General features: G+C 72.3%; 20 protein-coding genes. 11 read left to right on the top strand and 9 right to left on the bottom strand.

Features of this window, described 5'->3' with window-relative positions; translation table 11 throughout:
* Window positions 1-81: 81 nt before the first annotated feature.
* Window positions 82-903 (bottom strand): adenosylcobinamide-GDP ribazoletransferase, encoded by an 822-nt coding sequence (locus ACIRO3_RS12050; protein WP_404135210.1) that lies wholly within the window; start codon window positions 901-903, stop codon window positions 82-84.
* Between the two features lie 70 nt (window positions 904-973).
* Here ACIRO3_RS12050 and ACIRO3_RS12045 point away from each other — a divergent pair, with 70 nt between their 5' ends.
* Window positions 974-1,741: a hypothetical protein gene (locus ACIRO3_RS12045; protein WP_404135207.1), complete on the top strand. Its 768-nt coding sequence runs from the start codon at window positions 974-976 to the stop codon at window positions 1,739-1,741.
* Between the two features lie 66 nt (window positions 1,742-1,807).
* Here the strand turns inward: ACIRO3_RS12045 and ACIRO3_RS12040 are convergent, their stop codons facing one another.
* Both ACIRO3_RS12040 and ACIRO3_RS12035 read right to left on the bottom strand, forming a co-directional pair.
* On the bottom strand, window positions 1,808-2,086 hold the full coding sequence (locus tag ACIRO3_RS12040; protein ID WP_404135204.1) for a hypothetical protein: 279 nt from the start codon (window positions 2,084-2,086) through the stop codon (window positions 1,808-1,810).
* A gap of 13 nt (window positions 2,087-2,099) precedes the next feature.
* Window positions 2,100-2,894 carry a PspA/IM30 family protein gene (locus ACIRO3_RS12035; protein ID WP_361785379.1) on the bottom strand — a complete coding sequence of 265 codons (795 nt, stop codon included), beginning with the start codon at window positions 2,892-2,894 and terminating at the stop codon, window positions 2,100-2,102.
* A 282-nt stretch (window positions 2,895-3,176) separates the two neighbouring features.
* Between ACIRO3_RS12035 and ACIRO3_RS12030 the strand changes: the two genes are divergently transcribed.
* The gene (locus tag ACIRO3_RS12030) at window positions 3,177-3,776 is read left to right on the top strand and encodes a DUF3043 domain-containing protein (RefSeq protein WP_361785376.1); all 600 of its coding nucleotides are present in this window, start codon (window positions 3,177-3,179) and stop codon (window positions 3,774-3,776) included.
* 80 nt (window positions 3,777-3,856) lie between these two features.
* On the top strand, window positions 3,857-4,600 hold the full coding sequence (locus ACIRO3_RS12025) for a class I SAM-dependent methyltransferase (protein ID WP_404135346.1): 744 nt from the start codon (window positions 3,857-3,859) through the stop codon (window positions 4,598-4,600).
* A gap of 28 nt (window positions 4,601-4,628) precedes the next feature.
* Here the strand turns inward: ACIRO3_RS12025 and ACIRO3_RS12020 are convergent, their stop codons facing one another.
* Window positions 4,629-4,841, bottom strand: coding sequence for a hypothetical protein (locus ACIRO3_RS12020; protein ID WP_404135200.1), 213 nt, complete (start codon window positions 4,839-4,841; stop codon window positions 4,629-4,631).
* A 129-nt stretch (window positions 4,842-4,970) separates the two neighbouring features.
* Between ACIRO3_RS12020 and ACIRO3_RS12015 the strand changes: the two genes are divergently transcribed.
* The 5 genes from ACIRO3_RS12015 to ACIRO3_RS11995 all read left to right on the top strand — a co-directional run bounded on the left by ACIRO3_RS12015 (window position 4,971) and on the right by ACIRO3_RS11995 (window position 11,329).
* Complete coding sequence (locus ACIRO3_RS12015) at window positions 4,971-6,200, top strand: bifunctional adenosylcobinamide kinase/adenosylcobinamide-phosphate guanylyltransferase (protein WP_361785373.1); 1,230 nt, start codon at window positions 4,971-4,973, stop codon at window positions 6,198-6,200.
* Between the two features lie 116 nt (window positions 6,201-6,316).
* Window positions 6,317-7,372, top strand: a complete 1,056-nt coding sequence (cobT, locus tag ACIRO3_RS12010; RefSeq protein ID WP_366148521.1) for a nicotinate-nucleotide--dimethylbenzimidazole phosphoribosyltransferase — start codon at window positions 6,317-6,319, stop codon at window positions 7,370-7,372.
* A 249-nt stretch (window positions 7,373-7,621) separates the two neighbouring features.
* Entirely contained in the window at window positions 7,622-9,346 is a 1,725-nt protein-coding gene (locus tag ACIRO3_RS12005) for a phosphatidylglycerol lysyltransferase domain-containing protein (protein ID WP_404135343.1), read from the top strand.
* Entirely contained in the window at window positions 9,343-10,059 is a 717-nt protein-coding gene (locus ACIRO3_RS12000) for a hypothetical protein (RefSeq protein ID WP_404135196.1), read from the top strand. The genes ACIRO3_RS12005 and ACIRO3_RS12000 overlap by 4 nt, the downstream gene beginning before the upstream one ends.
* A gap of 49 nt (window positions 10,060-10,108) precedes the next feature.
* The gene (locus tag ACIRO3_RS11995) at window positions 10,109-11,329 is read left to right on the top strand and encodes a histidine kinase (RefSeq protein WP_361785364.1); all 1,221 of its coding nucleotides are present in this window, start codon (window positions 10,109-10,111) and stop codon (window positions 11,327-11,329) included.
* Window positions 11,330-11,392: 63 nt separating this feature from the next.
* Here the strand turns inward: ACIRO3_RS11995 and ACIRO3_RS11990 are convergent, their stop codons facing one another.
* From ACIRO3_RS11990 to ACIRO3_RS11970, 5 genes are all read right to left on the bottom strand, one after another.
* On the bottom strand, window positions 11,393-12,223 hold the full coding sequence (locus ACIRO3_RS11990; protein ID WP_404135192.1) for an endo alpha-1,4 polygalactosaminidase: 831 nt from the start codon (window positions 12,221-12,223) through the stop codon (window positions 11,393-11,395).
* Window positions 12,220-12,885 carry a spherulation-specific family 4 protein gene (locus tag ACIRO3_RS11985; RefSeq protein ID WP_361785358.1) on the bottom strand — a complete coding sequence of 222 codons (666 nt, stop codon included), beginning with the start codon at window positions 12,883-12,885 and terminating at the stop codon, window positions 12,220-12,222. Before ACIRO3_RS11985 ends, ACIRO3_RS11990 begins: the two co-directional genes overlap by 4 nt.
* Window positions 12,886-12,911: 26 nt before the next feature.
* Window positions 12,912-14,438: a hypothetical protein gene (locus tag ACIRO3_RS11980; protein WP_404135189.1), complete on the bottom strand. Its 1,527-nt coding sequence runs from the start codon at window positions 14,436-14,438 to the stop codon at window positions 12,912-12,914.
* Window positions 14,435-15,949, bottom strand: a complete 1,515-nt coding sequence (pelF, locus tag ACIRO3_RS11975; RefSeq protein ID WP_404135186.1) for a GT4 family glycosyltransferase PelF — start codon at window positions 15,947-15,949, stop codon at window positions 14,435-14,437. The genes ACIRO3_RS11980 and pelF overlap by 4 nt, the downstream gene beginning before the upstream one ends.
* 121 nt (window positions 15,950-16,070) lie before the next feature.
* The gene (locus tag ACIRO3_RS11970; protein ID WP_404135183.1) at window positions 16,071-18,098 is read right to left on the bottom strand and encodes a hypothetical protein; all 2,028 of its coding nucleotides are present in this window, start codon (window positions 18,096-18,098) and stop codon (window positions 16,071-16,073) included.
* Window positions 18,099-18,456: 358 nt separating this feature from the next.
* On the opposite strand from ACIRO3_RS11970, the gene ACIRO3_RS11965 reads away from it, so the two are divergent.
* From ACIRO3_RS11965 to sucB, 3 genes are all read left to right on the top strand, one after another.
* Window positions 18,457-19,986 (top strand): leucyl aminopeptidase, encoded by a 1,530-nt coding sequence (locus tag ACIRO3_RS11965; RefSeq protein ID WP_404135181.1) that lies wholly within the window; start codon window positions 18,457-18,459, stop codon window positions 19,984-19,986.
* A gap of 312 nt (window positions 19,987-20,298) precedes the next feature.
* A complete protein-coding gene (gene lpdA, locus ACIRO3_RS11960) occupies window positions 20,299-21,687 on the top strand; it encodes a dihydrolipoyl dehydrogenase (RefSeq protein ID WP_053676093.1) in 1,389 nt (462 codons plus the stop codon).
* A 53-nt stretch (window positions 21,688-21,740) separates the two neighbouring features.
* Window positions 21,741-23,558: a 2-oxoglutarate dehydrogenase, E2 component, dihydrolipoamide succinyltransferase gene (gene sucB, locus ACIRO3_RS11955; protein ID WP_404135179.1), complete on the top strand. Its 1,818-nt coding sequence runs from the start codon at window positions 21,741-21,743 to the stop codon at window positions 23,556-23,558.
* Window positions 23,559-23,770: the final 212 nt, after the last annotated feature.

Genomic DNA, 23,770 nt, shown 5'->3' with positions numbered 1-23,770 from the left:
TACGTCCCCAAGATCCCGGCCCGGTCCCGGGGCGGACCCCCGCGCCCGGCACCCACGGGGGTCCGCGGGGGTGCGCGGGGGTCAGCCCAGGGCCAGGACCACGAGGACCACGGTGGCCGAGACCTCGGACAGGGCGCCGAAGACGTCACCGGTGACCCCGTCGAAGCGGCGCACGCAGCGGCGCAGGAGCAGTTCGGCCACCGGCAGCGCGACGAGCACCGCCGCCGCGTGCTGCGCCGCGGCGGGCAGTCCCAGCGGGAGGGCCGCGGCCGTGCAGGCCGCGACGGTGAGGGCGGTGACCAGAACGGCCGAGCGGAGCGGGACCACGCCCGCGACCGCCGCGCCCAGGCCGCCGGGGCGGGCGGCCGGGACGCCGTCGCGGGCGGCCAGGGTCATCGCGAGGCGCGCGGTGACGGCGGCGAGCACGCCGGCCAGGGCGCCCCGCACCCAACTGTCGGCGTACACGTTCGTCAGCGCCGCCACCTGCACCAGGAAGACCACCAGCAGGGCGATCACCCCGAAGGGGCCGATGTCGGACTGCTTCATGATCCGCAGGGCTTCCTCGGCCGGCTTGGCGCTCCCCAGCCCATCGACCGTGTCGGCGAGTCCGTCGAGGTGCAGCCCCCGGGTGAGCGCGGCCGGCACGGCGACGGTGACGGCGGCGGCCAGCAGCGGCCCGCCGCCGAGGACCAGCAGGAGCACTCCGGGGACGGCCGCGAGCAGACCGACGGCGAGCCCCGCCAGCGGAGCGCACGCCATCCCGGTCCGGGCGGCCGGCCGGTCCCACCGGGTGATGCGGGCGGGCAACACGGTGAGCGTGCCGAACGCGAAGCGGACCCCGTCGAGGAGCGGGGCGCGCTCCGTCGGCGGCGACTGCGGCGGATCTTCGAACGAATCTTTCATCGGCGCGAACGCTACCCCGCCGCGACCGGCGTTGAATTGCGCATTACCCGCCACGGTGGAAGGTGGTGTCATGGGTCAATGGTGGTACCGCAACATCCTGGAGCCGGGCAAGCTCCCGCTGCTGCTCGCCCTGCTGTCGTTCGTGCTGTCCTTCCTGATCACCCGGCTGGTCACCCGCCTGATCCGGGCGGGGCGGGGGCCCTTCAAGAACGTCACCCCGGGCGGCATCCACATCCACCACGTCGTCCCGGGCGTGATCCTGGTGATCATCGGCGGTTTCGGGGCCGTCGGCAGCGGCCGGCACGGCTTCGGGGCGATGCTCTCGGCCGTGCTCTTCGGGGTCGGCGCCGGCCTGGTGCTGGACGAGTTCGCGCTGATCCTGCACCTGGACGACGTCTACTGGAGCGAGGACGGCCGCAAGAGCGTGGAGATCGTGGTCCTGACCGCCGCGCTGGTGGCGCTGATGCTCGGCGGGTTCCTGCCGTTCGGGGTCAACGACCTCACCAGTGAGGAGCGTCAGAGTCGCGGGGTGGTCGTGATGAACATGGCCGGCAACTTCTTCCTGGCGCTGGTCGCGCTGTGGAAGGGCAAGGCGCGCACCGCGATCTTCGGCACCGTCGTGCCCTTCGTGGCGCTGATCGGCGCGATCCGTCTCGCCCGCCCCACGTCCCCCTATGCGAAGCGCTTCTACGCGAACCGCCCCAAGGCCCGGGCCCGGGCGGGGCTGCGCGCCTTCCACCACGACCGGCGCTGGGCCTCGCCGCGCCGCAGGTTCGAGAACTTCATCGGCGGGACGCCGGACCCGGAGCGGGTCTCGCTGGAGAAGGGTCCCGACTGACGATCGGGCGGCGGGCCCGCCCGCCGGCCCGGGATCAGGCCGTCGTCAGCCGGGGAGAGGCCGTCGTCAGCCGGGGATCAGGCCGTCGTCGCTGAGCATCTCCCTGACCTCGTCCAGGCTCGCGCCGGGCGCCGGGAGGATCAGTTCGGACGGCTCCAGCGCGTCGTCCGGCAGGGGCTCGCCGAGTCTGCGGACCGCGTCGAGGAGTGCGGCGAGCGTGCGCCGGAACCCCTCGCCGTCGCCGGACTCCATCTCCACGAGCAGTTCGTCGTCCAGCCTGTTCAGCTCGACGAGGTGGCTGTCGGCCAGCGTCCACTGGCCCTCCCCCATGATGCGGACAATCATGACGGGCCCCGTCCTACTGCTTGTCGAACCGGTGCGGGGTCTGGGTGGGCTGACCGGCGCCCGGGGCGCCGCCCTCGATGGCCTGCTGCCGGTCGGTCGGGCCGCCCGCCAGTTCGGCCTTCATCCGCTGGAGCTCCAGCTCCACGTCCGTCCCGCCCGAGAGGCGGTCCAGCTCGGCCTGGATGTCGTCCTTGGAGCCGAGACCGCTCCGGTCGTCCAGGGCGCCGGATGCCAGCAGCTCGTCGATCGCGCCGGCGCGGGCCTGGAGCTGGGCGGTCTTGTCCTCGGCCCGCTGGATGGCGAGGCCGACGTCGCTCATCTCCTCCGAGATGCCGGAGAAGGACTCCGCGATGCGGGTCTGCGCCTGGGCCGCGGTGTAGGTGGCCTTGATGGTCTCCTTCTTCGTGCGGAAGGCGTCCACCTTGGCCTGGAGGCGCTGGGCGGCGAGGGTCAGCTTCTCCTCCTCGCCCTGGAGGGTCTGGTGCTGCACCTCCAGGTCGCTGACCTGCTGCTGGAGCGAGGCCCGCCGGGACAGGGCCTCGCGGGCCAGGTCCTCGCGGCCGAGGGCCAGCGCCTTGCGGCCCTGGTCCTCCAGCTTGGTGGACTGGCCCTGGAGCTGGTTCAGCTGCAGTTCCAGGCGCTTGCGGGAGGTCGCGACGTCGGCGACACCGCGCCGCACCTTCTGCAGCAGCTCCAGCTGCTTCTGGTAGGAGTAGTCGAGGGTTTCGCGCGGGTCCTCGGCCCGGTCAAGGGCCTTGTTCGCCTTCGCGCGGAAGATCATCCCCATACGCTTCATGACACCGCTCATGGGCTTCGCGCGCCCCCTTCTAGACGGACTTCGCTCCAGGTCACCAACAGAACCCACAGTACGGGCCCTGTCTCCATTACCGCACTGTTCGAGAACGAATGCGCTCCTCCTCCAGGACGACTACGCCGCCGCCGTGTCAGGCGTAAGGAGTAGGTGGTCCCAGGAGATCCCGAGGGGGGCCCGCCCGTCACAAGAACCCTGCACAAGGGAAGACGCCCGCCGTTGCCGGATCGTTCCCCACCGAGGTGGGGAGCGTGCCCGTGACCACGTAGGCTTGGTTTCGTGTTTGGTAGCCGTTCCTCCAAGGAAGAAAAGGCCCCCGCCACCGACAAGGTGAGCGCCGACCTTTCGCAGCCCCGTGACCCCCAGGCCCCGAAGGGCCGCCCGACGCCGAAGCGTGCTGTGGCCCAGTCGCAGCGCAAGGCAGTGGTGGCCTCGACCGGCAATCGGAAGGAGGACGCCAAGCGGGCCCGTGAGCGCCGTCGTGTGGAGATGGCGAAGCAGCGCGAGGCCCTCGCCAACGGCGACGAGCGCTACCTGCCCAACCGCGACAAGGGCCCCGTCCGTCGCTTCGTCCGCGACTTCGTGGACTCGCGCTTCTCGGTCGCCGAGATGTTCCTGCCGCTGGCCGTGATCATCCTGGTGCTGAGCATGGTGCGCGTCGAGCGTCTCCAGAGCATCGCGCTGGTGCTGTGGATGGGCGTGATCGCACTGATCATCCTCGACTCCATCGGCATGTTCATCCGCCTGCGCAAGGCCGTCAACGAGCGCTTCCCGGACGAGCCCAAGCGCGGCGCCGTCGCGTACGGCCTGATGCGCACCCTCCAGATGCGCCGGCTGCGCCTGCCGAAGCCGCAGGTCAAGCGTGGGGAACGACCCTGAGCGCAGCGACGCCCGCATCCGGGGCGTCGGGGGGCGACGTGGCCGACTTCTCCGGGGGATCCCGTCTGTGGCTGGAGGGCCTGGGCGGACTGCGTAACGCGGTCCGCCAGGAACTCGTGGGCCGCCAGGTCGACGAACAGATCGCGCACCGCTTCCCGGTCGGGCAGCGACTGCGGGTCCTCGACGTGGGCATGGGCCAGGGCACCCAGGCCCTGCGCCTGGCGCGCGCCGGACACAAGGTGACGGGCCTCGAACAGGACCCCGCCATGCTGGACGTGGCCCGCGAGGCGCTGGCCGGCGAGCCGGCGGGCATCCGCGACCGGGTCCGGCTGATGGAGGGCGACGGCCGGGAGACGGGCGCGCACTTCGTGCCGGGCAGCTTCGACGTCGTGCTGTGCCACGGCGTGCTGATGTACGTACCGGAGCCGGACGCCATGTTGGCGGGGCTGGCCCGGATGCTCGCCCCCGGCGGGCTGCTGTCCCTGCTGGTGCGCAACGGCGACGCGCTCGCCATGCGGCCGGGGCTCGGCGGGGACTGGAACGGCGCCCTGAAGGCGTTCGACACCGTCGACTACACGAACCGGTTGGGTCTGGACGTACGCGCCGACCGACTGGCGGGCCTGACCGCGACGCTCTCGGGGATCGGGGCTCCGCTCCAGGCCTGGTACGGGGTACGGGTCTTCACCGACGGCACCGAGGCCGGGGAGCACCTCCCGCCGGAGGCGGAGCTGGAGCGACTGCTCGCCGCCGAGGACCGCGCCGGGCGCACCGACCCGTACCGCGCGGTGGCGGCGCTGTTGCACCTGTGCGGTGTGCGGGGCTGAGCCCGCACACCGCGGCGGCGGCAGCCGGTCAGGCGTCCAGGGCCTCGCGCAGGCTCATCGTGTACAGCTCGGTGCCCGTGTCGTCGGACAGCTTCACCTTCTCGGTGCCGCCCTCCAGCAGGTCCTTCCAGTACTCACCGATCCAGGACTCCGCGTCCCCCTGCGTGGTGAACTCCTCCGGCACCACCGACGGCGTCGCCTCGCTGCCCTCGGCCGTCTCGAACCGCCACGTCCACGCCATGTCCGCCTCCGTTGCTCGTCCGCTGTTTCGCGCGTTGACCGTCTCTCGCGCACCTGCGTTGTTCGCCTTGAGTCTGCCCGCAGAGTAACCGGGCGCGCACCACTCCCGCGGACGCGGGAGGATCATCGGGTGGAACTCACTCTGCTCGGCACCGGTACACCCGAAGGACTGCCCCGCCCCGGCTGTCCCTGCGCCGCCTGCGCGGTCTCCGTCGGCCCCCTCTCCAGGGCGGCGACGGCCGTGCTCGTGGACGGTGCGCTGCTGCTCGACCTCACCCCCGGGGCGGTGTTGGCCGGGGCCCGCGCGGGGCATTCGTTGGCCGGTGTGCGGCAGGTGCTGCTCACCCACCCGCACGACGGGCCGCCCGTCGAGCTGCCGCCGGGCCTGCCGGCGGCGGGGCGTGTGCCGGACGGGCAGGAGTTGTCGGTGATCAGTGGTCACCGGGTGCGGGCGGTGCCGATGGACACGCCGGGCACCGGGTACGAGGTGACCGGGCCGGACGGTGGCCGACTGCTGTACCTCCCGCCGGGCGGGGCGCCGGCCGGTCTGGTCTCCGCGCGCCCGGAGCCCGGCGGCGCGGCCGGGCAACGCCCCTACGACGTGGTCCTCGCGGACGTGCTCGGTCGCCCCGAGGCGGTGGCGCGGCTGCGGGCGAGCGGCGCGCTGGGGCCCGCGACGGACGTGATCGCCGTGCACCTGGACCACGACACCCCGCCGGGGCGGGAGTCGGAGCGGCGGTGCGCGGCGGCCGGGGCGCGGGTGGTGCCGGACGGCACGACGGTGGTGGTCGGCGAGTACCACGCGGCGCCGGAGCTGCCGCGGCGCACCCTGGTCCTGGGCGGCGCCCGGTCGGGGAAGTCGTACGAGGCGGAACGCCGGCTGGCCGGCTTCCCCGAGGTGGTCTACGTGGCCACGGGCGGCTCCCGTGAGGGGGACGCGGAGTGGGCGCAGCGGGTGGGTCTGCACCGGGAGCGGCGGCCGGCGACCTGGCGGACGGTGGAAACCTGCGCGCTGGTGCCGCTGTTGGAGAACGACGGCGGGCCGCCGCTGCTGATCGACTGTCTGGCGCTGTGGCTGACCGACGCGATGGACCGGGCCGAGGCCTGGGACGACGACGTGTGGGCGGGCGGCGGGCAGAAGAAGCTGCGCGAGTCGACCGCGGAGTTGGTGGCGGCGGTCCGCGCGAGCCGTCGTCCGGTGGTGCTCGTCAGCAACGAGGTGGGGGCGGGAGTGGTCCCCGCGACGTCCTCCGGTCGACGTTTCCGTGACGAGTTGGGGCGGCTCAACAACGCGGTGGCGGCGGAGTGCGAGCACGTCCTGCTGGTCGTGGCCGGGCAGGCGGTGGTCCTGAAGGACTGACGTCGCCGATGCCGGTCGCCGGCGAGCGCGCGGGCGGCCCCGGCGCACCGACGGCGGGGCCGCGGGAGGGGCTTGGGGAGGGCCTCACCGGCTGTACGCTCTGGCAGATGACCACGCTGAATCTCGACGACTTCTCCGATCTGATCGAGCGCCCCGACGGGGGCGTCCGGCGTGACGCCGAGGATCGCCGTGAGCGGCTGGCCGTGCCGCCCGGCGCGCTGGGCCGGCTCGACGAACTCGGCGAGTGGCTCGCGGCCGCGCAGGGGCGGGTCCCGGTCAGGCAGATCGAGCGGCCCCGCGTCGTGCTGTTCGCGGCCGACCACGGGATCGCCGCCGAGGGGGTCTCCGCGCGCGCCGCCGGCACCGCGCATGAGCTGGTGCGCGGCGTGCTCGACGGGACCAGCCCGGTGGCCGTCCTGGCCGCGCGGTTCGGCGCGGGCGTTCGGATCGTCGACACCGGTCTGGACTGCGATCCGGAGCTGCTCCCCGAGGAGGTCGTCCGGCACCGCGTGCGGCGCGGCAGCGGACGGATCGACGTCGAGGACGCGTTGACGGTCGAGGAGGCGCAGGCCGCGCTGCGGCTCGGGATGCGCGTCGCCGACGAGGAGGCCGACTCGGGAACCGATCTCGTCGTGCTCGGGGACCTCAGCGTCGGCGGGACCACGGTGGCCGCGACCCTGGTCGCCGCGCTGTGCGGGACGGACGCCTCGGTCGTCACCGGTCGCGGCGGGGTCCCGATCGACGACCTGGCCTGGATGCGCAAGTGCGCGGCCATCCGCGACGCCCTGCGCCGGGCCCGCCCGGTCCTGGGCGACCAGGTGGCCCTGCTGGCGAAGGTCGGCGGCACGGACGTCGCCGCGATCACCGGCTTCCTGCTCCAGTGCGCGGTGCGCCGTACACCGGTCATCCTCGACGGGCTCGTCTCGGCGGCCTGCGGGCTGGTGGCCCAGAGGGCCGCGTTCCGGGCCCCGGACTGGTGGTTGGCCGGCCAGGCGAGCGGCGAACCGGGCCAGGCGAAGGCCTTGGACCGGATGGCACTCAACCCCGTGCTCGACCACGGCGTCACTGTGGGCGAGGGAACAGGGGCCTTGCTGGCCCTCCCCCTCGTCCAGGCGGCCGCCGCACTCGCTGCGGAGCTGCCCGAACGAGCGGCGGAGGAGCCGACGGACTGAATTCACCGGGCGCCACGGGCCTGACCAGTCCGGGGCGCTCGATCCGCCCGTGGACGGTGACGCCCCATATCATCGCTTTTCATGGGAGAGGTCCGCTTGACCAGCGCAGATACCACCACGGCAGTAAACGGAAGAAAAGAGTCCGGCGGCAATCCCGCCGGCAGGGGGGACACCGGCAAGGGGGATCCGGCGGCCGAGGCCGAGGCCCGCAGAGGCAGCAAACCATCACGGCGCGGCGCGGCCTTCGCGATCTGGTACCTGCGCGTCGTCACCTTCGTGAACTTCCTCAGCGCGGTGTGGCTTTCGCTGGGGCAGGACCTGCGCCGGCACAACACCGCCGATTTCTACACCCCGTACCTGCTCACGGCGGGCTTCGCCTCCGGGCTGTTCTCGCTGATCCTCGCCGTCACCATGGGCCGCCGCAAACGGGCCGCCTGGATCCTGAACCTGGTGATCAGCGGCATGCTGCTGTTCGCCTTCGCCACGGCGGCCTTCGCCCCGTGCGTCGGCGGGGACTACGACTTCTGCTACCCGGAGTTCCGCGACCACGCGCAGAACTGGGTCTCGCTCGTCCTCACCGCGGCCTTCGTCGGCGCCCTGCTGCTGGGCCGCCACGAGTTCTACGCCAAGGGCGACCGCTCCAACCCCAAGCTGGCCACCGTCGTGGCCGCCGTCGGCCTGCTGCTGACCTCGCTGGTCGCCGCCCTGCTCGTCGGCGCCACCAACACCGACCCGGACCGGGCCGACGCCACCTTCCTCGCCCGCTGGAAGTACGGCGCGATGCGGCTGATCACCCTGGAGCCCAACGACCGGGCCTACGACGGGATCGCCACGCCGGCGTGGGTGGACGTCTTCGTCAACGTCATGTCGATGCTGCTGCTCCTCGCCGTGCTGTTCGCCGCGTTCCGCTCGCGCCGCGCCGTGGACCCGCTCACCCCCGAGGACGAGGAACGGCTGCGGGCCCTGCTCGCCAAGCAGGGCGACCGCGACTCGCTCGGCTACTTCGCGCTGCGCCGCGAGAAGTCCGTCATCTGGTCCCCCACCGGCAAGGCCGCCGTCACCTACCGCGTCGTCGGCGGCGTGTCCCTGGCCTCCGGCGACCCGATCGGGGACCCCGAGGCCTGGCCCGGCGCCATCGAGCCCTGGCTGGCCGAGGCCCGCGAGCACGGCTGGGTGCCGGCCGTCATGGGCGCGAGCGAGGAGGCCGGACAGATCTACGCCCGACACGGCCTGGACGCGCTGGAACTGGGCGACGAGGCCATCGTGGAGACCGCCGAGTTCACGTTGGAGGGTCGCGCCATGCGGACCGTCCGGCAGGCCTACAACCGGGTCAAGCGCGCCGGGTACACGGTGCGCATCCGCCGGCACTCCGACATCCCCGCCGAGGAGATGGACGTGCTCCTCGTCCGCGCCGACGACTGGCGCGACGGCGCGACCGAGCGGGGCTTCTCGATGGCACTGGGCCGGTTGGGCGATCCCGACGACGGCCAGTGCGTGATGCTGGAGTGCTTCGACGGCAACGGCGAACTGCGTGCCGTGCTGTCCTTCGTGCCGTGGGGACCCAAGGGTCTGTCGCTCGACCTGATGCGCCGCGACCGGGACTCCGAGAACGGTCTGATGGAGTTCATGGTCATCGAACTCCTGGAGCGTTCAAAGGAGATCGGCGTCACACAGGTCTCACTGAACTTCGCGATGTTCCGCTCCGTCTTCGAGCGGGGATCGAAGCTCGGCGCCGGTCCGGTGCTGCGGATGTGGCGGTCGCTGCTGAGCTTCTTCTCCCGCTGGTGGCAGATCGAGTCCCTCTACCGGGCCAACGCCAAATACCGGCCGATCTGGGAACCGCGGTTCATGCTCTTCGAGAAGAGTTCGGACCTGCTGCGGATCGGTGTCGCGGCGGGCCGGGCGGAGGGCTTCCTCGAAGCTCCCGGCCTGCCGAAGTGGATGCACCGCAGACACCTGGAGACCAAGCGTTGACGAATTCCTCACTGCGGCGGTTCGCCCGCCGCGAGTGGGGGCCCCTGTTCTGGACGATCCGGGACTCGCTCGTCCGCGACAAGTGGCGGGCGATCCCGATGACCCTCGGCGCGGTCTGCCTGACCTCGGTCTTCCAGATCGTCCAGAACACCTCGTGGGGCTTCCAGCCGGTGCAGGACCTCGGTTCGGTCAAGGCCGTCGACCCGCTCTGGCTGGCGCTGTCGCGCACGCCCCTGTCCCTCTTCGTGCCGGCGCTCGACCTGCCGGTCTGGGGGGCGCTCGCGCAGATCCTGCTGGTCTTCGGGATCTCGGAGATCTGCATCGGCTGGTGGCGCACCCTGGTGGTCGGCTACGTGGCCACCCTCGCTGGCACCACGTACGCCCGGATCGGGCTCTCCCTGGGCCCCGACCACCCCTTCGGGCTGCCGGTGTCCGACCGCGTCGTCAACGACACCGGCCCGTCGGCGGCGGTCGTGGGCCTGGCGATCTACGTCTGCTGGCGCTACCGGGCCCACCTCACCGGGGCCCTGGTGATCCTCGTGATGATCGGCGAGGTGCTGATCAAGGACAACCTGGCGGGCAAGGAACACCTGGCCGCCATCGCCGCCGTCATGGCGGTGTGCGTGGTGCGCGCGAAGTGGGGGCCGCGGCGCTCCCGCGCCCCGCTGGGACAACGCCCGCCGCCCGCGCCGAGCGCACCGCCGCCGGCCTGAGCGATCCCGCTCCGTCCGGGGCTCAGCGGTCAGGCCGTACCGTAACGGGGTGACGACACACCGCGGGCCCTTCGCCGCCACCCGGCAGTGGACGCGGGCCCATCCGCTCGCCACCGACGCCGTACTCGCGCTCGGGGCGCTCGTCTCCATGGTCGTCGGATCCTTCGCCGATCCCCACGGGCCGCACGGGCCCACCTTCGGCACCCGCACCCCCGACCCCTTCTCGCTCCTGCTGATGCTCCTGGGCGCCGCCGCCCTCGTGTTCCGGCGCCGCCGCACCCGCGCCGTACTCGCCGTGACCTGCGCACTGTCCCTGCTGGAGCTGGCCACCGGGGAGCCCCGCGCGCCCGTCGTGATGTGCGCGGTGATCGCCCTGTACACGCTGGCCGCCCGCACCGACCGCCCCACCACCTGGCGGATCGGGCTGCTCACCATGACCGGGCTGACCGGCGTCGCCATGCTGGCGGGGCCACTGCCCTGGTACGCGCAGGAGAACCTCGGGATCTTCGCCTGGACCGGCATGGCCGCGGCCGCCGGGGACGCCGTGCGCAGCCGACGTGCCTTCATCGACGCCATCCGGGAGCGGGCCGAGCGCGCCGAGCGGACCCGCGAGGAGGAGGCCAGGCGCCGGGTCGCCGAGGAGCGGTTGCGGATCGCCCGGGACCTGCACGACGTGGTCGCCCACCACATCGCCCTGGTCAACGTGCAGGCGGGGGTGGCCGCGCACGTGATGGACAAGCGCCCCGACCAGGCCAAGGAGGCGCTGGCGCACGTACGGGACGCCAGCCGCTCGGCGCTGAACGAACTCCGTGCCACGGTCGGGCTGCTGCGCCAGTCCGGCGACCCGGAGGCGCCGACCGAGCCCGCGCCGGGGTTGGCCGTGCTGGACGAGCTGGCGGACACCTTCCGGCACGCCGGGCTGCCGGTGCGGGTCATCGTGCAGTTGGGGCGGGACACGTCCGCGCTGCCGGCGGCCGTGGACCTGGCCGCGTACCGGGTGATCCAGGAGGCGCTGACCAACGTGCGCAAGCACGCGGGCCCGGGCGCCAGTGCCGAGGTGAGCGTGGTCCGGGTCGGGGCCTCGGTGGAGGTGACGGTCCTCGACGACGGGGGCACCTCGGCCGACCCGGCCCCGGAACCGGCCGACCCGGGTGGTGGTCACGGGCTGCTGGGGATGCGCGAGCGGGCGGGCGCGCTGGGCGGGTCCTGCTTCGCGGGGCCCCGGTACGGCGGCGGGTACCGGGTGCACGCCATCCTGCCCGTCTCCTAGGTCCTGCCTCCCGGGTCTCCCGGGGCCTGCCTCCCGGGTCCTGCCTCCCGGGTCCCGTCGCCCTCAGGGGGTGCCGGAGCGGGGGCAGATCCTGCGCCAGCTGCCCAGTTCGTACTTCTTCTGGAGCGAGCTGAGCCGCGCCTCCTGCGAGCGGGCGCACCACTCGCCCACCCGGCTCTCGTACTCGACGTGGAAGACGGCCTTGTTCGCGTCGGTGAACGGCGCGTACCGGTCGCATTCATCGTGTTCCATGCACTGTTCGTTGACCGCGAAGTCGAAGTTCCCGACGAGTTGGGGGATCTGGTCCAGGTCGTTCTTCAGGCCGACCGACAGGCCCCGGTCGTGGGCGAGCCGGGCGATCAGCCGGTTGTACTTCAGCTGGTCGTCGCCCTTCAGCGGGAACCCGGAGGGGTTGGCGTAGCCGTCCATGTTGTCGGGCTCCACCGCGTCGAAGCCCTTCTCCCTGCACATGTCGATGCGCTTGGCCATCAGCGGTTCCAGCTCCTTGAGGCGCCGGATGTCCAACCAGCGTTCGCCCTCCCAACCGTTGCCCTCGCCCAGCATCGACTTCGGGAAGTCGTCGGCGTCCGGCCGGAAGTCCTCCCAGGCGCCGGTGGAGAGGTAGCAGATCGTCTTGCGGCCGGCCTCCTTCAGGTCGGCGACCTGCTCCTTGCTCGTGGTGAACCCGTCGACGTCGTACACGGCCGCCTTCACCGAGGTGTCGAGCCTGCCCGACAACTGCCACTGCCAACTGACCCCCGGCTCGGGCTGCCAGCGCCGCCCCGGCGCCGGGTCGGGCGAGACGTCGTCCGGCTCCGGCACGGAGGTGCACGCGGCGAGCAGCAGGAGCGGGACGACCAGCGACCCGGACCATCTCGGCGGACGGCGGTTCACGCGGTGGCCTCCAGGGCGTACGGGAGGGTGCCCCACGGGTGCGCGCCGGTTCCGGGGACCGCGCAGTGCACGGCGGCCCGTCGCTCCCGGGCGAGTTCGGCGGCGGGCGCGCCCGGCGGGACGGCGTACACCAGGTGGCAGAACCGCCCCGCGGGGTGGTCGGCGGTCCAGGAGGGTACGGCCGCCGCGTCCCGGTAGGCGTCCCAGGGACCCTCGAAGGTGACCAGCAGGTCGGCGAGTTCGGCGTACCCGGGGTGCGGGTGGACGCCGTGGTTCAGGACGACCGTGCGGGCGCCCGCGGCCCGGGCGGCGACCGCGAGCCGACCGTAGTGCGCCAGCAGCTCGGGATCGGCGGAGGCCTGGTCGAGGAAGACGCCGTCGGTGGCGTACCAGTCGCGGTGGCGCAGCAGGTCCTGGACGACGGCCGCGTGCGGGCGCCGCCCGTAGTCGGTGTCGGCGTAGCCCAGGACGGGCACCCCGGCCTCGCGGAGCCGTTCGGCGACGGCGGCGAACCGTTCGTCGGGGGCGTCGCCCGGCCCGCTGTCGGGGTTGAGCACCACCGAGTGCAGGCGGCCCGCGGAGCGGATCAGCAGCTCCCAGGCCTCGGGCTGGTCGGAGGGGTGCTCGTAGAGGGGCACCAGCAGCATGTGGTCCTTCTTCATGTCCGTCGCGTACGGGGGCACGTGCGTCAGCGGTGGGCCGTGGCCCGACCCAGGAACAGGCAGACCATGACGGTCAGGGCGGCGGCCGCCGTGCCCGCCACGACCAGTTGGACCAGCCGCGGCTGCCCGGCCCCGAAGAGCAGGGCCAGGCTCTGGGCGACGGCGGCCGAGGCACAGACCACCGCCGCGGGGCGGACCGCCCCGAACGACTGGAGCAGCAGCCCGGTCCACATCACGGCGCCGAGCAGCAGCAGCGTCGCGACGCGCAGGCCGGTCAGCCCGGGGGCTCCGGGCCAGAGCAGGGTCCCGACGACGCCCAGGGCGAGCAGCACCGCCAGGTAGGCGGCGAGGCACCGGGTCAGCGTGACGAGCATCCGGCGCCGGAACGCCCGGGGCGAGCGGGCGGCCCGCAGCCCGGCGAGGCTGCCGCTGCGGAACCGGTGGAGCAGCCATTCGGCGGGGCCCATGCTGAGGGTGAGGGCCACCGCGGAGGGCGCGGCGACGGCCTCGGCGGGGCCTCCGGCCAGCACCTCGCCGAGGGCGGCGTACAGCACGAGCAGGCCGGTGCCGAGGCCGAACACCCCGTACGGCACGGAGTCCCCGAGCCGGGGACCGCGCGGGCGGTACTCCTCCTCGGTGCCGCGCAGCATCCGCCAGCGCACCGGGCCCTCCCCCGGGCCGCGCCGGGACCAGCCCCGGACGCGGCGCACGGTGGTCCGTACGCCCTCGGCCAGCGGGAGTTCCCGGACGGCGAGGGCGCAGGCGGCCAGCAGCGACACCACGAGCAGGGTGACGCGCACGGGTACGGGCGGGTCCACGAAGAGGGAGGCCGCCGCGCCCGCGGCCATCGGCGCGAGCGCGGCGATCAGCAACCGCTCCCGGCCGAGGACCAGCAGGACGGTGGCGGCGCCCACGTACAGGGCCTGTCCGGCGGCGAACGCGTACGAGAACGGCGGCCCGCCGGGCACCGCCAGCGCGGCGGCGGTGCCCAGCAGGGCCCCGGCGGGAGCCCCGGCGAGCAGGGTCCGCCCGGCGGCGGCCCGGTCGCCGAGGCCGAGCCAGGAGTAGGCCCGGTGGGACAGGGTCTGGTCCCAGACCCACCCGATGAGTGCCCCGGCGAGCAGGGTCAGCGTCCCGGCGGGCAGCCCCAGCCGGTCCTGGGGGCCTTCCAGCAGGGGTGCGCCGAGCAGGTAGGCCAGGCCGGGCAGGGCGAAGATCAGCCCGCGCAGCAGGCAGGCGGTGAGCGAGACCTTCCAGGGGTCGGGGGCGCCCTCGGGCTCCGGGAAGGAGCGGGGCACCCGGGCGTAGAGCTCCTCGGCGAGTGCGAAGGAGTCGTGGCGGCCGTAGGTGAGCCGGATGTACTCGTCGGTCATCCCGTCGGATTCGAGGATGGCCGCCATCTCGTCGGGGTGGACGGCGGCGGCGATGAACACGTCGAGCCGTTCGACGAGTTCGTCCATCGGATCGGCGGCCGGGGGGACCGTCCGTCGGGGGCGCGGGACGGCGGGCAGCGTGCTGCCGCCCGGGACCTTGAGCCAGAGGGAACCGCTCACCACAGGCTCCCGTCGGCGGCGAGCTCCTTGTACCAGGGGTCCGCGAGTCGCTGGGTCCAGTCGTCGCCCGGGTGGACGGGCAGCAGGGGCTGGCCGGCGAGTTCCCGGTAGATGTGCCGGAAGCCGTCGACGGACTGGTGGAGGGTGAACTTCTCGACGACCCTCTTGCGCGACATCCGGCCGAGTTCGGCGCGCCGTTCGTCGTCGCGGAGCAGGGCCAGGGTGGCGCGGGCCATGGTCTCGGGCTCGCGGGGCGGGACGACGAGGCCGGTGTCCCCGACGGCCTCGCGCACGCCCCCCACGTCGGTGGAGACCGTGGTGCGGCCGCAGGACATGGCCTCGATGATGCTGAAGGGGAAACCCTCGCTGATGGAGGAGAGCATCACGACGCTGCCGGCCGCGTAGGCCTGGGCGACCTGGTCGATCCGGCCCTCGTAGGTGATGCCGTCGCTGACGCCGAGTTCGGCGGCGAGCTTCTCCAGGCGCAGCTTGTAGTCCTCGCAGCCGGCCGGGACCGGGCCGAAGAGGCGCAGCCGCAGGACGGGCAGCTCCTCGCGCATGAACGCGTAGGCCCGGACGAGGGTTTCGAGGTCCTTGATCGGGTCGATGCGGCCGCACCAGCTGAGGGTGGGCACCTCCGGTTCGGGACCGGCCTCGGGGAAGGCGTGCGGGTCGACGCCGTTGTAGACGGTGCGGATCCGGTCGGCGGCGGCCCCGCCGCGCTCCTCCCACCGACGGTTGTACTGGTTGCAGGGGGTGATCAGGTCGGCCTGCCGGTAGCCCTCGGTGTTGAGCTCGCGGTAGAAGCCGAGCATCAACGCCTTGACGGGCCACCGCTGTTCGGCTGTGCGGTAGCCCAGGTAGCGCTCGCGCAGGTAGATGCCGTGCTCGGTGAGGAGGAACGGCACCTGGTCGAGGTATTTGGCGGCGAGGGCCGGAAGGGTGGCGAGGCCGCTGCTGACGGCGTGGGCGACGCTGTCGGGCGGGATCCGCACGGACAGCGGGCGCAGCGCGTGTTCCAGCAGGTCGGTGGCGGTGAGCGCGTCGTGGATGGTGGGCGCGGCCTCGGCGGTGACCAGACCGGGGCGGGTCCAGACGGTCATCAGCAGGCGCAGCACGGACTCGGAGCGCAGGGCCGGCGCGAGTTTCCCGGCCCGGGCGAGCAGGGCCAGTTCGCGCAGGGACTGCGAGAATCCGCCGTGCCGCGGGTCGAGCATGGAGAGCAGGAACGTCTCGTACGTCTCGGTGAAACCTCGTTGGGCCCTGCCGCGCAGCGTCGACCGCGATCGCCGGGCCGATGGAGGCCCCCAGAGCGGTACGGCGGTGTGCCGGTAGACGTTGCGCGGCAGTTCCCAGGTGACCGGCTCGCGCCCGGAGCCGGTCAGGGCTATGACGTTGAAGTCGACCTCCGGCATGCCGCGGACCAGTTGGTCGCACCAGGTGCTGACGCCCCCGTGGACGTGAGGATAGGTGCCTTCGGTGAGCATGGTGACATGACGCCCATGGCTCATGCGGTGTGTCCCCCCAGGACGGAAAAGGGGCCGGCGCCCGTGGTTCGCGGAGCGCCGGCGCTGGGTGATGCGTGTGTGCGCGTGCGGTGGAACGACCGGCCTGACGGAGGCCGGGTGGAGGTCAGAGCAGCTTCAGCGTGACCGCGGACTGGAGCAGCTCGGGACCCGACCATGCCGAGCGGGTGCCGGCGTACGCGGTGCCGAAGTCGGCGGTGCCGAGCAGCAGCTGCTTCTTCGTCCCGTTGGGCGCGGTGATCGGGGCGAGCACTCCGGAGGGCGCCTTGACGGTGACGTCCTTGCCGATGCGGTAGGCGGTGACCTGGTTGTTCGCGATCGCCTTGTCCCAGGCGGCGCGACGGGTCAGCTCGACGCCGGTGTCCTTCATGGTCTGGTTCACGATGGGCGCGCTGGGCGCGTACAGCGTGCGGTAGGTGTCGAGGACCTGGTTGAGCACCGGGTACAGGGTGCGGTCCTCGGCCAGGTTGGACTGGTGGACGTAGTGCGGCCGGGGGTCGTTGGCCAGCACGTGGCGCAGGGCGGTCCGGGCCTCCTGCGGGACGATGTAGCTGCTGTAACCCGTGGTGACGTCGAGCGGGGCCGGCAGACAGGTGGAGGTCGCCGGGTTGTCCTCGCAGGCGCCGCTGCCGCCGTCGGCACGACTGGTGTAGATCCAGTTGTACTCGTCGGCCATCTCCGCGTTGGTGCCCGTGTTGTAGTACACGTTCATCGGGTGGCGCGGGACGGTCAGGGCGGCGCCGACCGCGCGCTGCGCCGGCTCCCGGGAGTTGTCGCTGCCCGCCCACTTGACGCCGTTGTCGGCGAGGGCGCCCGCCAGGTTGGGGTTGTCCACGGGCTGCTGCGGGGCCGTCTTGAGGCCGGAGTGCTCGCCGGTGACGAGCTCGGTGCGGTCGGTGGTGATGCCCTTGGCGGCCGCCCAGTTGTTGTTGTCGCGGATCTGCGCCGAGATCTCGGCGCGGCTCATGTACTGGATCGCGCCCTGCGCGTTCTTCTTGCAGGTCCAGGGGGAGGTGGTGGTGTCCTGCACACAGCCGAGGAAGGGGTGCGAGTAGGTGTGGTTCATCCAGCGGTACTTGGCCCGGTCCGCCACCAGCTGGGCGGTCATGGCGTCGACGCCGCCGTGTTCGGTCTTCCACTCCTCGCCCGCGCCCGCGTTGAAGAGCATGTCGAGCTTGAAGTTCTTGGAGGTCTGCCACTGCGCCGCGTACTGGGCGTCGGCGGCGGTCATCCGGATGGTGCTCTCCTGGCCCTCGCCGCCCGCGCAGGCGTAGTCGCCGGGCGTGCAGTTGAGCTCCTTGCTCCAGCGGGCGTCCGGGGCGAAGACGTCGTCGACGTGGACCGCGAAGTAGTTGCGCTCCTGGCCGAGGTGGACGCCCTGGGTGAGCCATTCGACGATGCCCCGGGCCAGCAGCCGGAACTGCTGCTGGTACTGGTTGTAGCCGAAGGTGACGACCAGTTCGCTGCGTCCGTCGTGGGCGTACTCGCCGACGAGCGAGGCCCGCCCGGAGCCGACGGGCGCGTCGAGGTAGCTGGTGTAGCCGGTGCGCGGCTTGCCCATGAACCCGTAGCTCTCGGGGACCAGCGGCGAGTTGTCCTCGAAGGTGACCTGACCGCCGAGGTAGCCGAAGGGGCCCGTCTTGCCGGCGGCGGTGACGGCGGCCTGGGTGCCGTCGAGCGTGCCGCTGTAGCCGCCGTTGTCGGTGTACTCCAGTCCGACGCCCGGGTGCGACCAGGTGTAGGCGTCCACCTGTCGGATCCCGTACGTCGTCTCGTACGCGGCGAGTGCCGTCATCTCGGCCGAACCCGTGCCGAAGGGATTCTCGTTGGGCAGCACCACCCCCTGGAACTTGGCGCGCGGACGGCCGTCGACCGTGTCGCTGAGATAGGCCGCGTTGATCACCGGGCGGCTGCTGCTGCCCAGGTCGACGCGGGTGTACGGAACCCCGGTGTCGCGGAGTTCGGCGGTGATCGCCTCGACCGAGCTGCCGCCGTCGTCTACGACGAGCACCCTGAGATCGATGCGCGGTGTCGCGGCCGCCGCCTCGGCGGACGCGACGGGTACCGCCACGGAGATCAGGGTCGCGGCGGCCATCGCCGCGGCGACCCTGTTCATCCGGTTCTTGTTGACCATTTCGGCCTTCCCCCCGCAGGCCTCCCGCCGACTTCGGCCGCATGGCGTTCGGCCGGGCCGGGGAGGCTCTGTGGAAATCATGCAAAGGGACCCCGCGTCCCCTTGCGAGAGCGGCATCACTCTCTCGGACCTCGTCAGGTCTAAAGGGCAAACCTGGAACAGAGACCACAGATGGGTGAACCTGGCGGCGTCCGGATCGAACAACTTGCCAAACCTTCGAGTGACGTACGGACGAGTGCGTCGGCGTAGGCTCGTTTCCGGCGGCCGTCGAGCCGGAATACGATCGCTGCGGAGCGGCCGGCGACCCTGACGCGACCGCAGCGCCCATACACACAAACGGAAGCGAGACTTCACCACCGTGACTGCTCTGACTCTCAGCACTGCCGGCGCCGCGACGTTGCGCGCCGACGCCCTCGTGGTCGGCGTGGCGAAGGGCGCCAAGGGCCCCGTGGTCGCCGCAGGCGCCGAGGCCGTGGACAAGGCGTTCGACGGAAAGCTCGCCTCCGTGCTGGACGCGCTCGGCGCCTCGGGCGCGGAAGGCGAGATCACCAAACTGCCCGCGCCGTCCGGCCTCAAGGTCCCGGTCGTCCTCGCGGTCGGTCTGGGCTCCGTACCGGAGCAGGACGAGTCCTACGACGAGGAGGCGCTGCGCCGCGCCGCCGGCTCCGCCGCCCGCGCCCTGCACGGTGTGAAGAAGGCGGCCTTCGCGCTGCCCCTCGACGACGCCTCCGCCGTCACCGCGGTCGCCGAGGGCGCGCTGCTTGGCGCGTACGCCTTCACCGTCTACCAGGGCGCCGAGAAGAAGGCCGCCAAGGGCGAGGGCCCCAAGCAGCCCCTCGCCGAGATCGCCCTGCTCGGCGCCAAGCCCCGCGACAAGGAGCACAAGGCCGCGGCCGAGCGCGCCGTCGTCGTCGCGACCGAGGTCAACATCGCGCGCGACCTGGTCAACACCCCGCCGAACGACCTCACCCCCGAGGCCTTCGCCGCCGTCGCGTCCGCGGCCGCGAAGGAGAACGGCATCAAGGTCCAGGTGCTGGACGAGAAGGCCCTCGTCAAGGGCGGCTTCGGCGGCATCATGGGCGTCGGCAAGGGCTCCGAGAACCCGCCGCGCCTGGTGAAGCTCAGCTACACCCACTCCAAGGCGGCGAAGACCCTCGCCTTCGTCGGCAAGGGCATCACCTACGACTCGGGCGGCATCTCCCTGAAGCCGGCCGGCCACAACGAGACGATGAAGTGCGACATGGCCGGCGCCGCCGCCGTGTTCGCCGCCGTCGTCGCGGCCGCCAAGCTGGGCCTCCAGGTCAACGTCACCGGCTGGCTCGCGCTCGCCGAGAACATGCCGTCGGGCTCCGCCACCAAGCCCGGCGACGTGCTGCGCATGTACAGCGGCAAGACCGTCGAGGTCCTCAACACCGACGCCGAGGGCCGCCTCGTCCTGGGTGACGCGCTGACCAGGGCCTCCGAGGAGAACCCGGACGCGATCGTCGACGTCGCCACCCTGACCGGCGCCATGGTGCTGGCCCTGGGCGACCGCACCTTCGGCGTGATGGCCAACGACGACGCCTTCCGCACCTCGATCCACGAGATCGCCGAGGAGGTCGGCGAGGCCTCCTGGCCGATGCCGCTCCCCGCGGACCTGCGCAAGAGCATGGACTCCCCCACCGCCGACATCGCCAACATGGGTGTCCGCATGGGCGGCGGCCTGGTGGCCGGCCTCTTCCTCCAGGAGTTCGTCGGCGAGGGCATCACCTGGGCCCACCTCGACATCGCGGGCCCCGCCTTCCACGAGGGCGCCCCGTACGGCTACACCCCCAAGGGCGGCACCGGCTCCGCCGTGCGCACCCTGGTGCGGCTGGCCGAGCGCACCGCCACGGGCGACCTGGGCTGACGCGACCGGCGATCCGTCTCGCCCCGTGGGACGCAACGCGCCCCGCGGCCCCGATCGGGGCCGCGGGGCGCGTTCGCCCTGGACGAAACCTCGAGGATCAGTAGGTTTCTACGCAGTGGTAACCCCGGGTTCGGGCGGAACGACGGTCCAGAGCCGGGGCCCGGCGTCCCGCGTTCCCCCGACAAATGCGAAGATGGGTTCTCGGCAGGACAGGGCCCCCACCACAGGGCCGAAGAAACAAGCGGCCGATTACCAGCCGCCGCCCCGGTCACAGAGGACCGGTGCCCGGCGCACATGCATGGAGGACGTGACGTGGCGAACGACGCCAGCACCGTTTTCGACCTAGTGATCCTCGGCGGTGGCAGTGGCGGTTACGCCGCGGCGCTGCGCGCATCCCAGCTGGGTCTCGACGTTGCGCTGATCGAGAAGAACAAGCTCGGCGGCACCTGCCTGCACAACGGCTGCATCCCCACGAAGGCTCTGCTGCACGCCGGTGAGATCGCGGACCAGGCGCGCGAAGCCGCCCAGTTCGGTGTCAAGGCCTCCTTCGAGGGCATCGACATCGCGGGTGTGCACAAGTACAAGGACGACGTCATCTCGGGCCTGTACAAGGGTCTCCAGGGTCTCGTCGCCTCGCGCAAGGTGACCTACATCGAGGGTGAGGGCCGCCTCTCCTCGCCGACCTCCGTCGACGTCGACGGCCGCACCATCCAGGGCCGCCACGTCCTGCTGGCGACCGGCTCCGTGCCGAAGTCGCTGCCGGGCCTGGACATCGACGGAAACCGCATCATCTCCTCGGACCACGCGCTGGTCCTGGACCGCGTGCCCGAGTCCGCGATCATCCTGGGCGGCGGCGTCATCGGCGTCGAGTTCGCCTCGGCGTGGAAGTCCTTCGGCACCGACGTCACCGTCATCGAGGGCCTCAAGCACCTCGTGCCGGTCGAGGACGAGAACAGCTCCAAGCTTCTTGAGCGCGCGTTCCGCAAGCGCGGCATCAAGTTCAACCTCGGCACCTTCTTCGAGAAGGCCGAGTACACCGAGAACGGTGTCCGCGTCACCCTCGCCGACGGCAAGACCTTCGAGGCGGAGGTGCTGCTGGTCGCGATCGGCCGCGGCCCGGTCTCGCAGGGCCTGGGCTACGAGGAGCAGGGCGTCGCGATGGACCGCGGCTACGTCCTGGTCGACGAGTACATGCAGACCAATGTGCCGAGCATCTCGGCCGTCGGTGACCTCGTCCCGACCCTGCAGCTCGCACACGTCGGCTTCGCCGAGGGCATCCTCGTCGCCGAGCGTCTGGCCGGCCTCAAGGCCGTCCCGATCGACTACGACGGTGTGCCCCGCGTCACGTACTGCCACCCCGAGGTCGCCTCCGTCGGCATCACCGAGGCCAAGGCCAAGGAGATCTACGGGGCCGACAAGGTCGTGGCCCTGAAGTACAACCTGGCGGGCAACGGCAAGAGCAAGATCCTCAAGACCGCGGGCGAGATCAAGCTCGTCCAGGTCAAGGATGGTGCCGTGGTCGGCGTCCACATGGTCGGTGACCGGATGGGCGAACAGGTCGGCGAAGCCCAGTTGATCTACAACTGGGAAGCACTGCCGGCCGAGGTCGCGCAGCTCATCCACGCGCACCCGACCCAGAACGAAGCGCTCGGCGAGGCCCACCTGGCCCTTGCCGGCAAGCCGCTTCACTCCCACGACTAATCGTCACGGGCGCGACGACCACTTCCGCACTTTCGTTAGGAGCAACTGAAACCATGTCGGTTTCCGTAACCCTTCCGGCGCTCGGTGAGAGCGTCACCGAGGGCACTGTCACCCGTTGGCTGAAGGCCGAGGGCGAGCGCGTCGAGGCCGACGAGCCGTTGCTCGAGGTATCGACCGACAAGGTCGACACCGAGATCCCGTCGCCCGTCTCCGGCGTCCTGGCCTCCATCAAGGTCGCCGAGGACGAGACCGTCGAGGTCGGCGCCGAGCTGGCCGTCATCGACGACGGCTCGGGCGCCCCGGCTCCGGCCGAGGCCGAGACGGTCGTCGCCGAGACCCCCGCCGAGCCGGCTCCGGCCGCCGAGGCACCCGCGGCTCCCGCCGCCGAGGCCCCCGCCGCCGAGGCCCCCGCCGCCGCGCCCGCCGCGTCCGGCACGGACGTCACTCTCCCCGCCCTGGGCGAGAGCGTCACCGAGGGCACCGTCACCCGCTGGCTGAAGCAGGTCGGCGAGTCGGTCGAGGCCGACGAGCCGCTGCTGGAGGTATCGACCGACAAGGTCGACACCGAGATCCCCGCCCCGGTCGCTGGCACCCTGCTGGAGATCCTGGTCGGCGAGGACGAGACCGCCGAGGTCGGCGCTCGTCTGGCCGTCATCGGTGTCGCCGGCGCGGCCCCCGCGGCCGCTCCGGCCGCCGCCGCCCCGGCTCCGGTGGAGGCTGCCCCCGCGGCCGCCGCCCCGGCTCCGGCCCAGGCCGCCCCCGCGGCTGCCGCCCCGGCTCCCGCGGCCGCTCCGGCGCAGGCTGCTCCGGCTCCGGCTCCGGCTCCGGCCCAGGCTGCTCCCGCTCAGGCCGCTCCCGCTCCGGCCCAGGCTGCTCCGGCCCAGGCCGCTCCGGCTCCCGTGGCCCCGGCCGCTCCCGCCGCTCCGGCCCCGGCCGGTGACGAGGGCGCGTACGTGACCCCGCTGGTGCGCAAGCTCGCCTCGGAGTCCGGCGTCGACCTGTCGACGGTCTCGGGCTCCGGTGTCGGTGGCCGTATCCGCAAGCAGGACGTCCTGGCCGCCGCCGAGGCCGCCAAGGCCGCTGCCGCCGCTCCGGCGCCGGCCGCCGCCGCTGCCGCTCCGGCCGCCAAGGCTCCGGCCGCGGTGTCCGAGCTGCGTGGTCAGACCGTCAAGATGACCCGCATGCGCAAGGTCATCGGCGACAACATGATGAAGGCCCTGCACTCGCAGGCCCAGCTCAGCTCCGTGGTCGAGGTGGACATCACCAAGATCATGAAGCTGCGCGAGAAGGCCAAGGGCGCGTTCCTGGCCCGCGAGGGCGTCAAGCTCTCGCCGATGCCGTTCTTCGTCAAGGCCGCGGCCCAGGCGCTGAAGGCCCACGCGGTCGTCAACGCCCGGATCAACGAGGACGAGGGCACCATCACCTACTTCGACTCGGAGAACATCGGCATCGCCGTGGACTCCGAGAAGGGCCTGATGACCCCGGTCATCAAGGGTGCCGGTGACCTCAACCTGGCGGGCATCTCCAAGGCGACCGCCGACCTGGCCGCCAAGGTCCGCGGCAACAAGATCACGCCGGACGAGCTGTCGGGCGCGACCTTCACCATCAGCAACACCGGTTCGCGCGGTGCGCTGTTCGACACGGTCATCGTGCCGCCGAACCAGGTCGCCATCCTGGGCATCGGTGCCACGGTCAAGCGCCCGGTGGTCATCGAGACCGCCGAGGGCACGAACATCGGCATCCGCGACATGACGTACCTGACCCTGTCCTACGACCACCGTCTGGTGGACGGCGCGGACGCGGCCCGGTACCTCTCGGCCGTCAAGGCGATCCTGGAAGCCGGCGAGTTCGAGGTCGAGCTCGGCCTGTAGGGCTTCGCCCGCGGCGGTCGCCGTACCGTCGCGGCGCACGGCGCCCCCGCCCGGAACCACTCCGGGCGGGGGCGCCGTCGTCATGTCCGGTCGCGGGGGCCGGGGTTCCCGGGCGGGTGCGCCGAACCGGCCGGGATCGGCCTGTAACCAGCCTCACCCCCGGTCCCCGGGCACCAACGCGTACCGGCGGGCCGACACCGCCGTATTGTCTA

The sequence above is a fragment of the Streptomyces sp. NPDC102278 genome, from assembly GCF_044766345.1.
In the GTDB taxonomy this organism is placed as follows: Bacteria; Actinomycetota; Actinomycetes; order Streptomycetales; family Streptomycetaceae; genus Streptomyces.
This window is presented reverse-complemented; position numbering and strand designations above follow the sequence as displayed.

Bases quoted from the DNA above. Each gene is read 5' to 3' on its own strand.
- ACIRO3_RS12050 (WP_404135210.1), bottom strand. From the start codon at position 903: ATGAAAGATTCGTTCGAAGATCCGCCGCAGTCGCCGCCGACGGAGCGC.
- ACIRO3_RS12020 (WP_404135200.1), bottom strand. From the start codon at position 4,841: ATGGCGTGGACGTGGCGGTTCGAGACGGCCGAGGGCAGCGAGGCGACG.
- ACIRO3_RS11970 (WP_404135183.1), bottom strand. From the start codon at position 18,098: ATGGTCAACAAGAACCGGATGAACAGGGTCGCCGCGGCGATGGCCGCC.
- ACIRO3_RS11985 (WP_361785358.1), bottom strand. From the start codon at position 12,885: ATGAAGAAGGACCACATGCTGCTGGTGCCCCTCTACGAGCACCCCTCC.
- sucB (WP_404135179.1), top strand. From the start codon at position 21,741: ATGTCGGTTTCCGTAACCCTTCCGGCGCTCGGTGAGAGCGTCACCGAG.
- ACIRO3_RS12035 (WP_361785379.1), bottom strand. From the start codon at position 2,894: ATGAGCGGTGTCATGAAGCGTATGGGGATGATCTTCCGCGCGAAGGCG.
- ACIRO3_RS12045 (WP_404135207.1), top strand. From the start codon at position 974: ATGGGTCAATGGTGGTACCGCAACATCCTGGAGCCGGGCAAGCTCCCG.
- ACIRO3_RS12040 (WP_404135204.1), bottom strand. From the start codon at position 2,086: ATGATTGTCCGCATCATGGGGGAGGGCCAGTGGACGCTGGCCGACAGC.
- pelF (WP_404135186.1), bottom strand. From the start codon at position 15,949: ATGAGCCATGGGCGTCATGTCACCATGCTCACCGAAGGCACCTATCCT.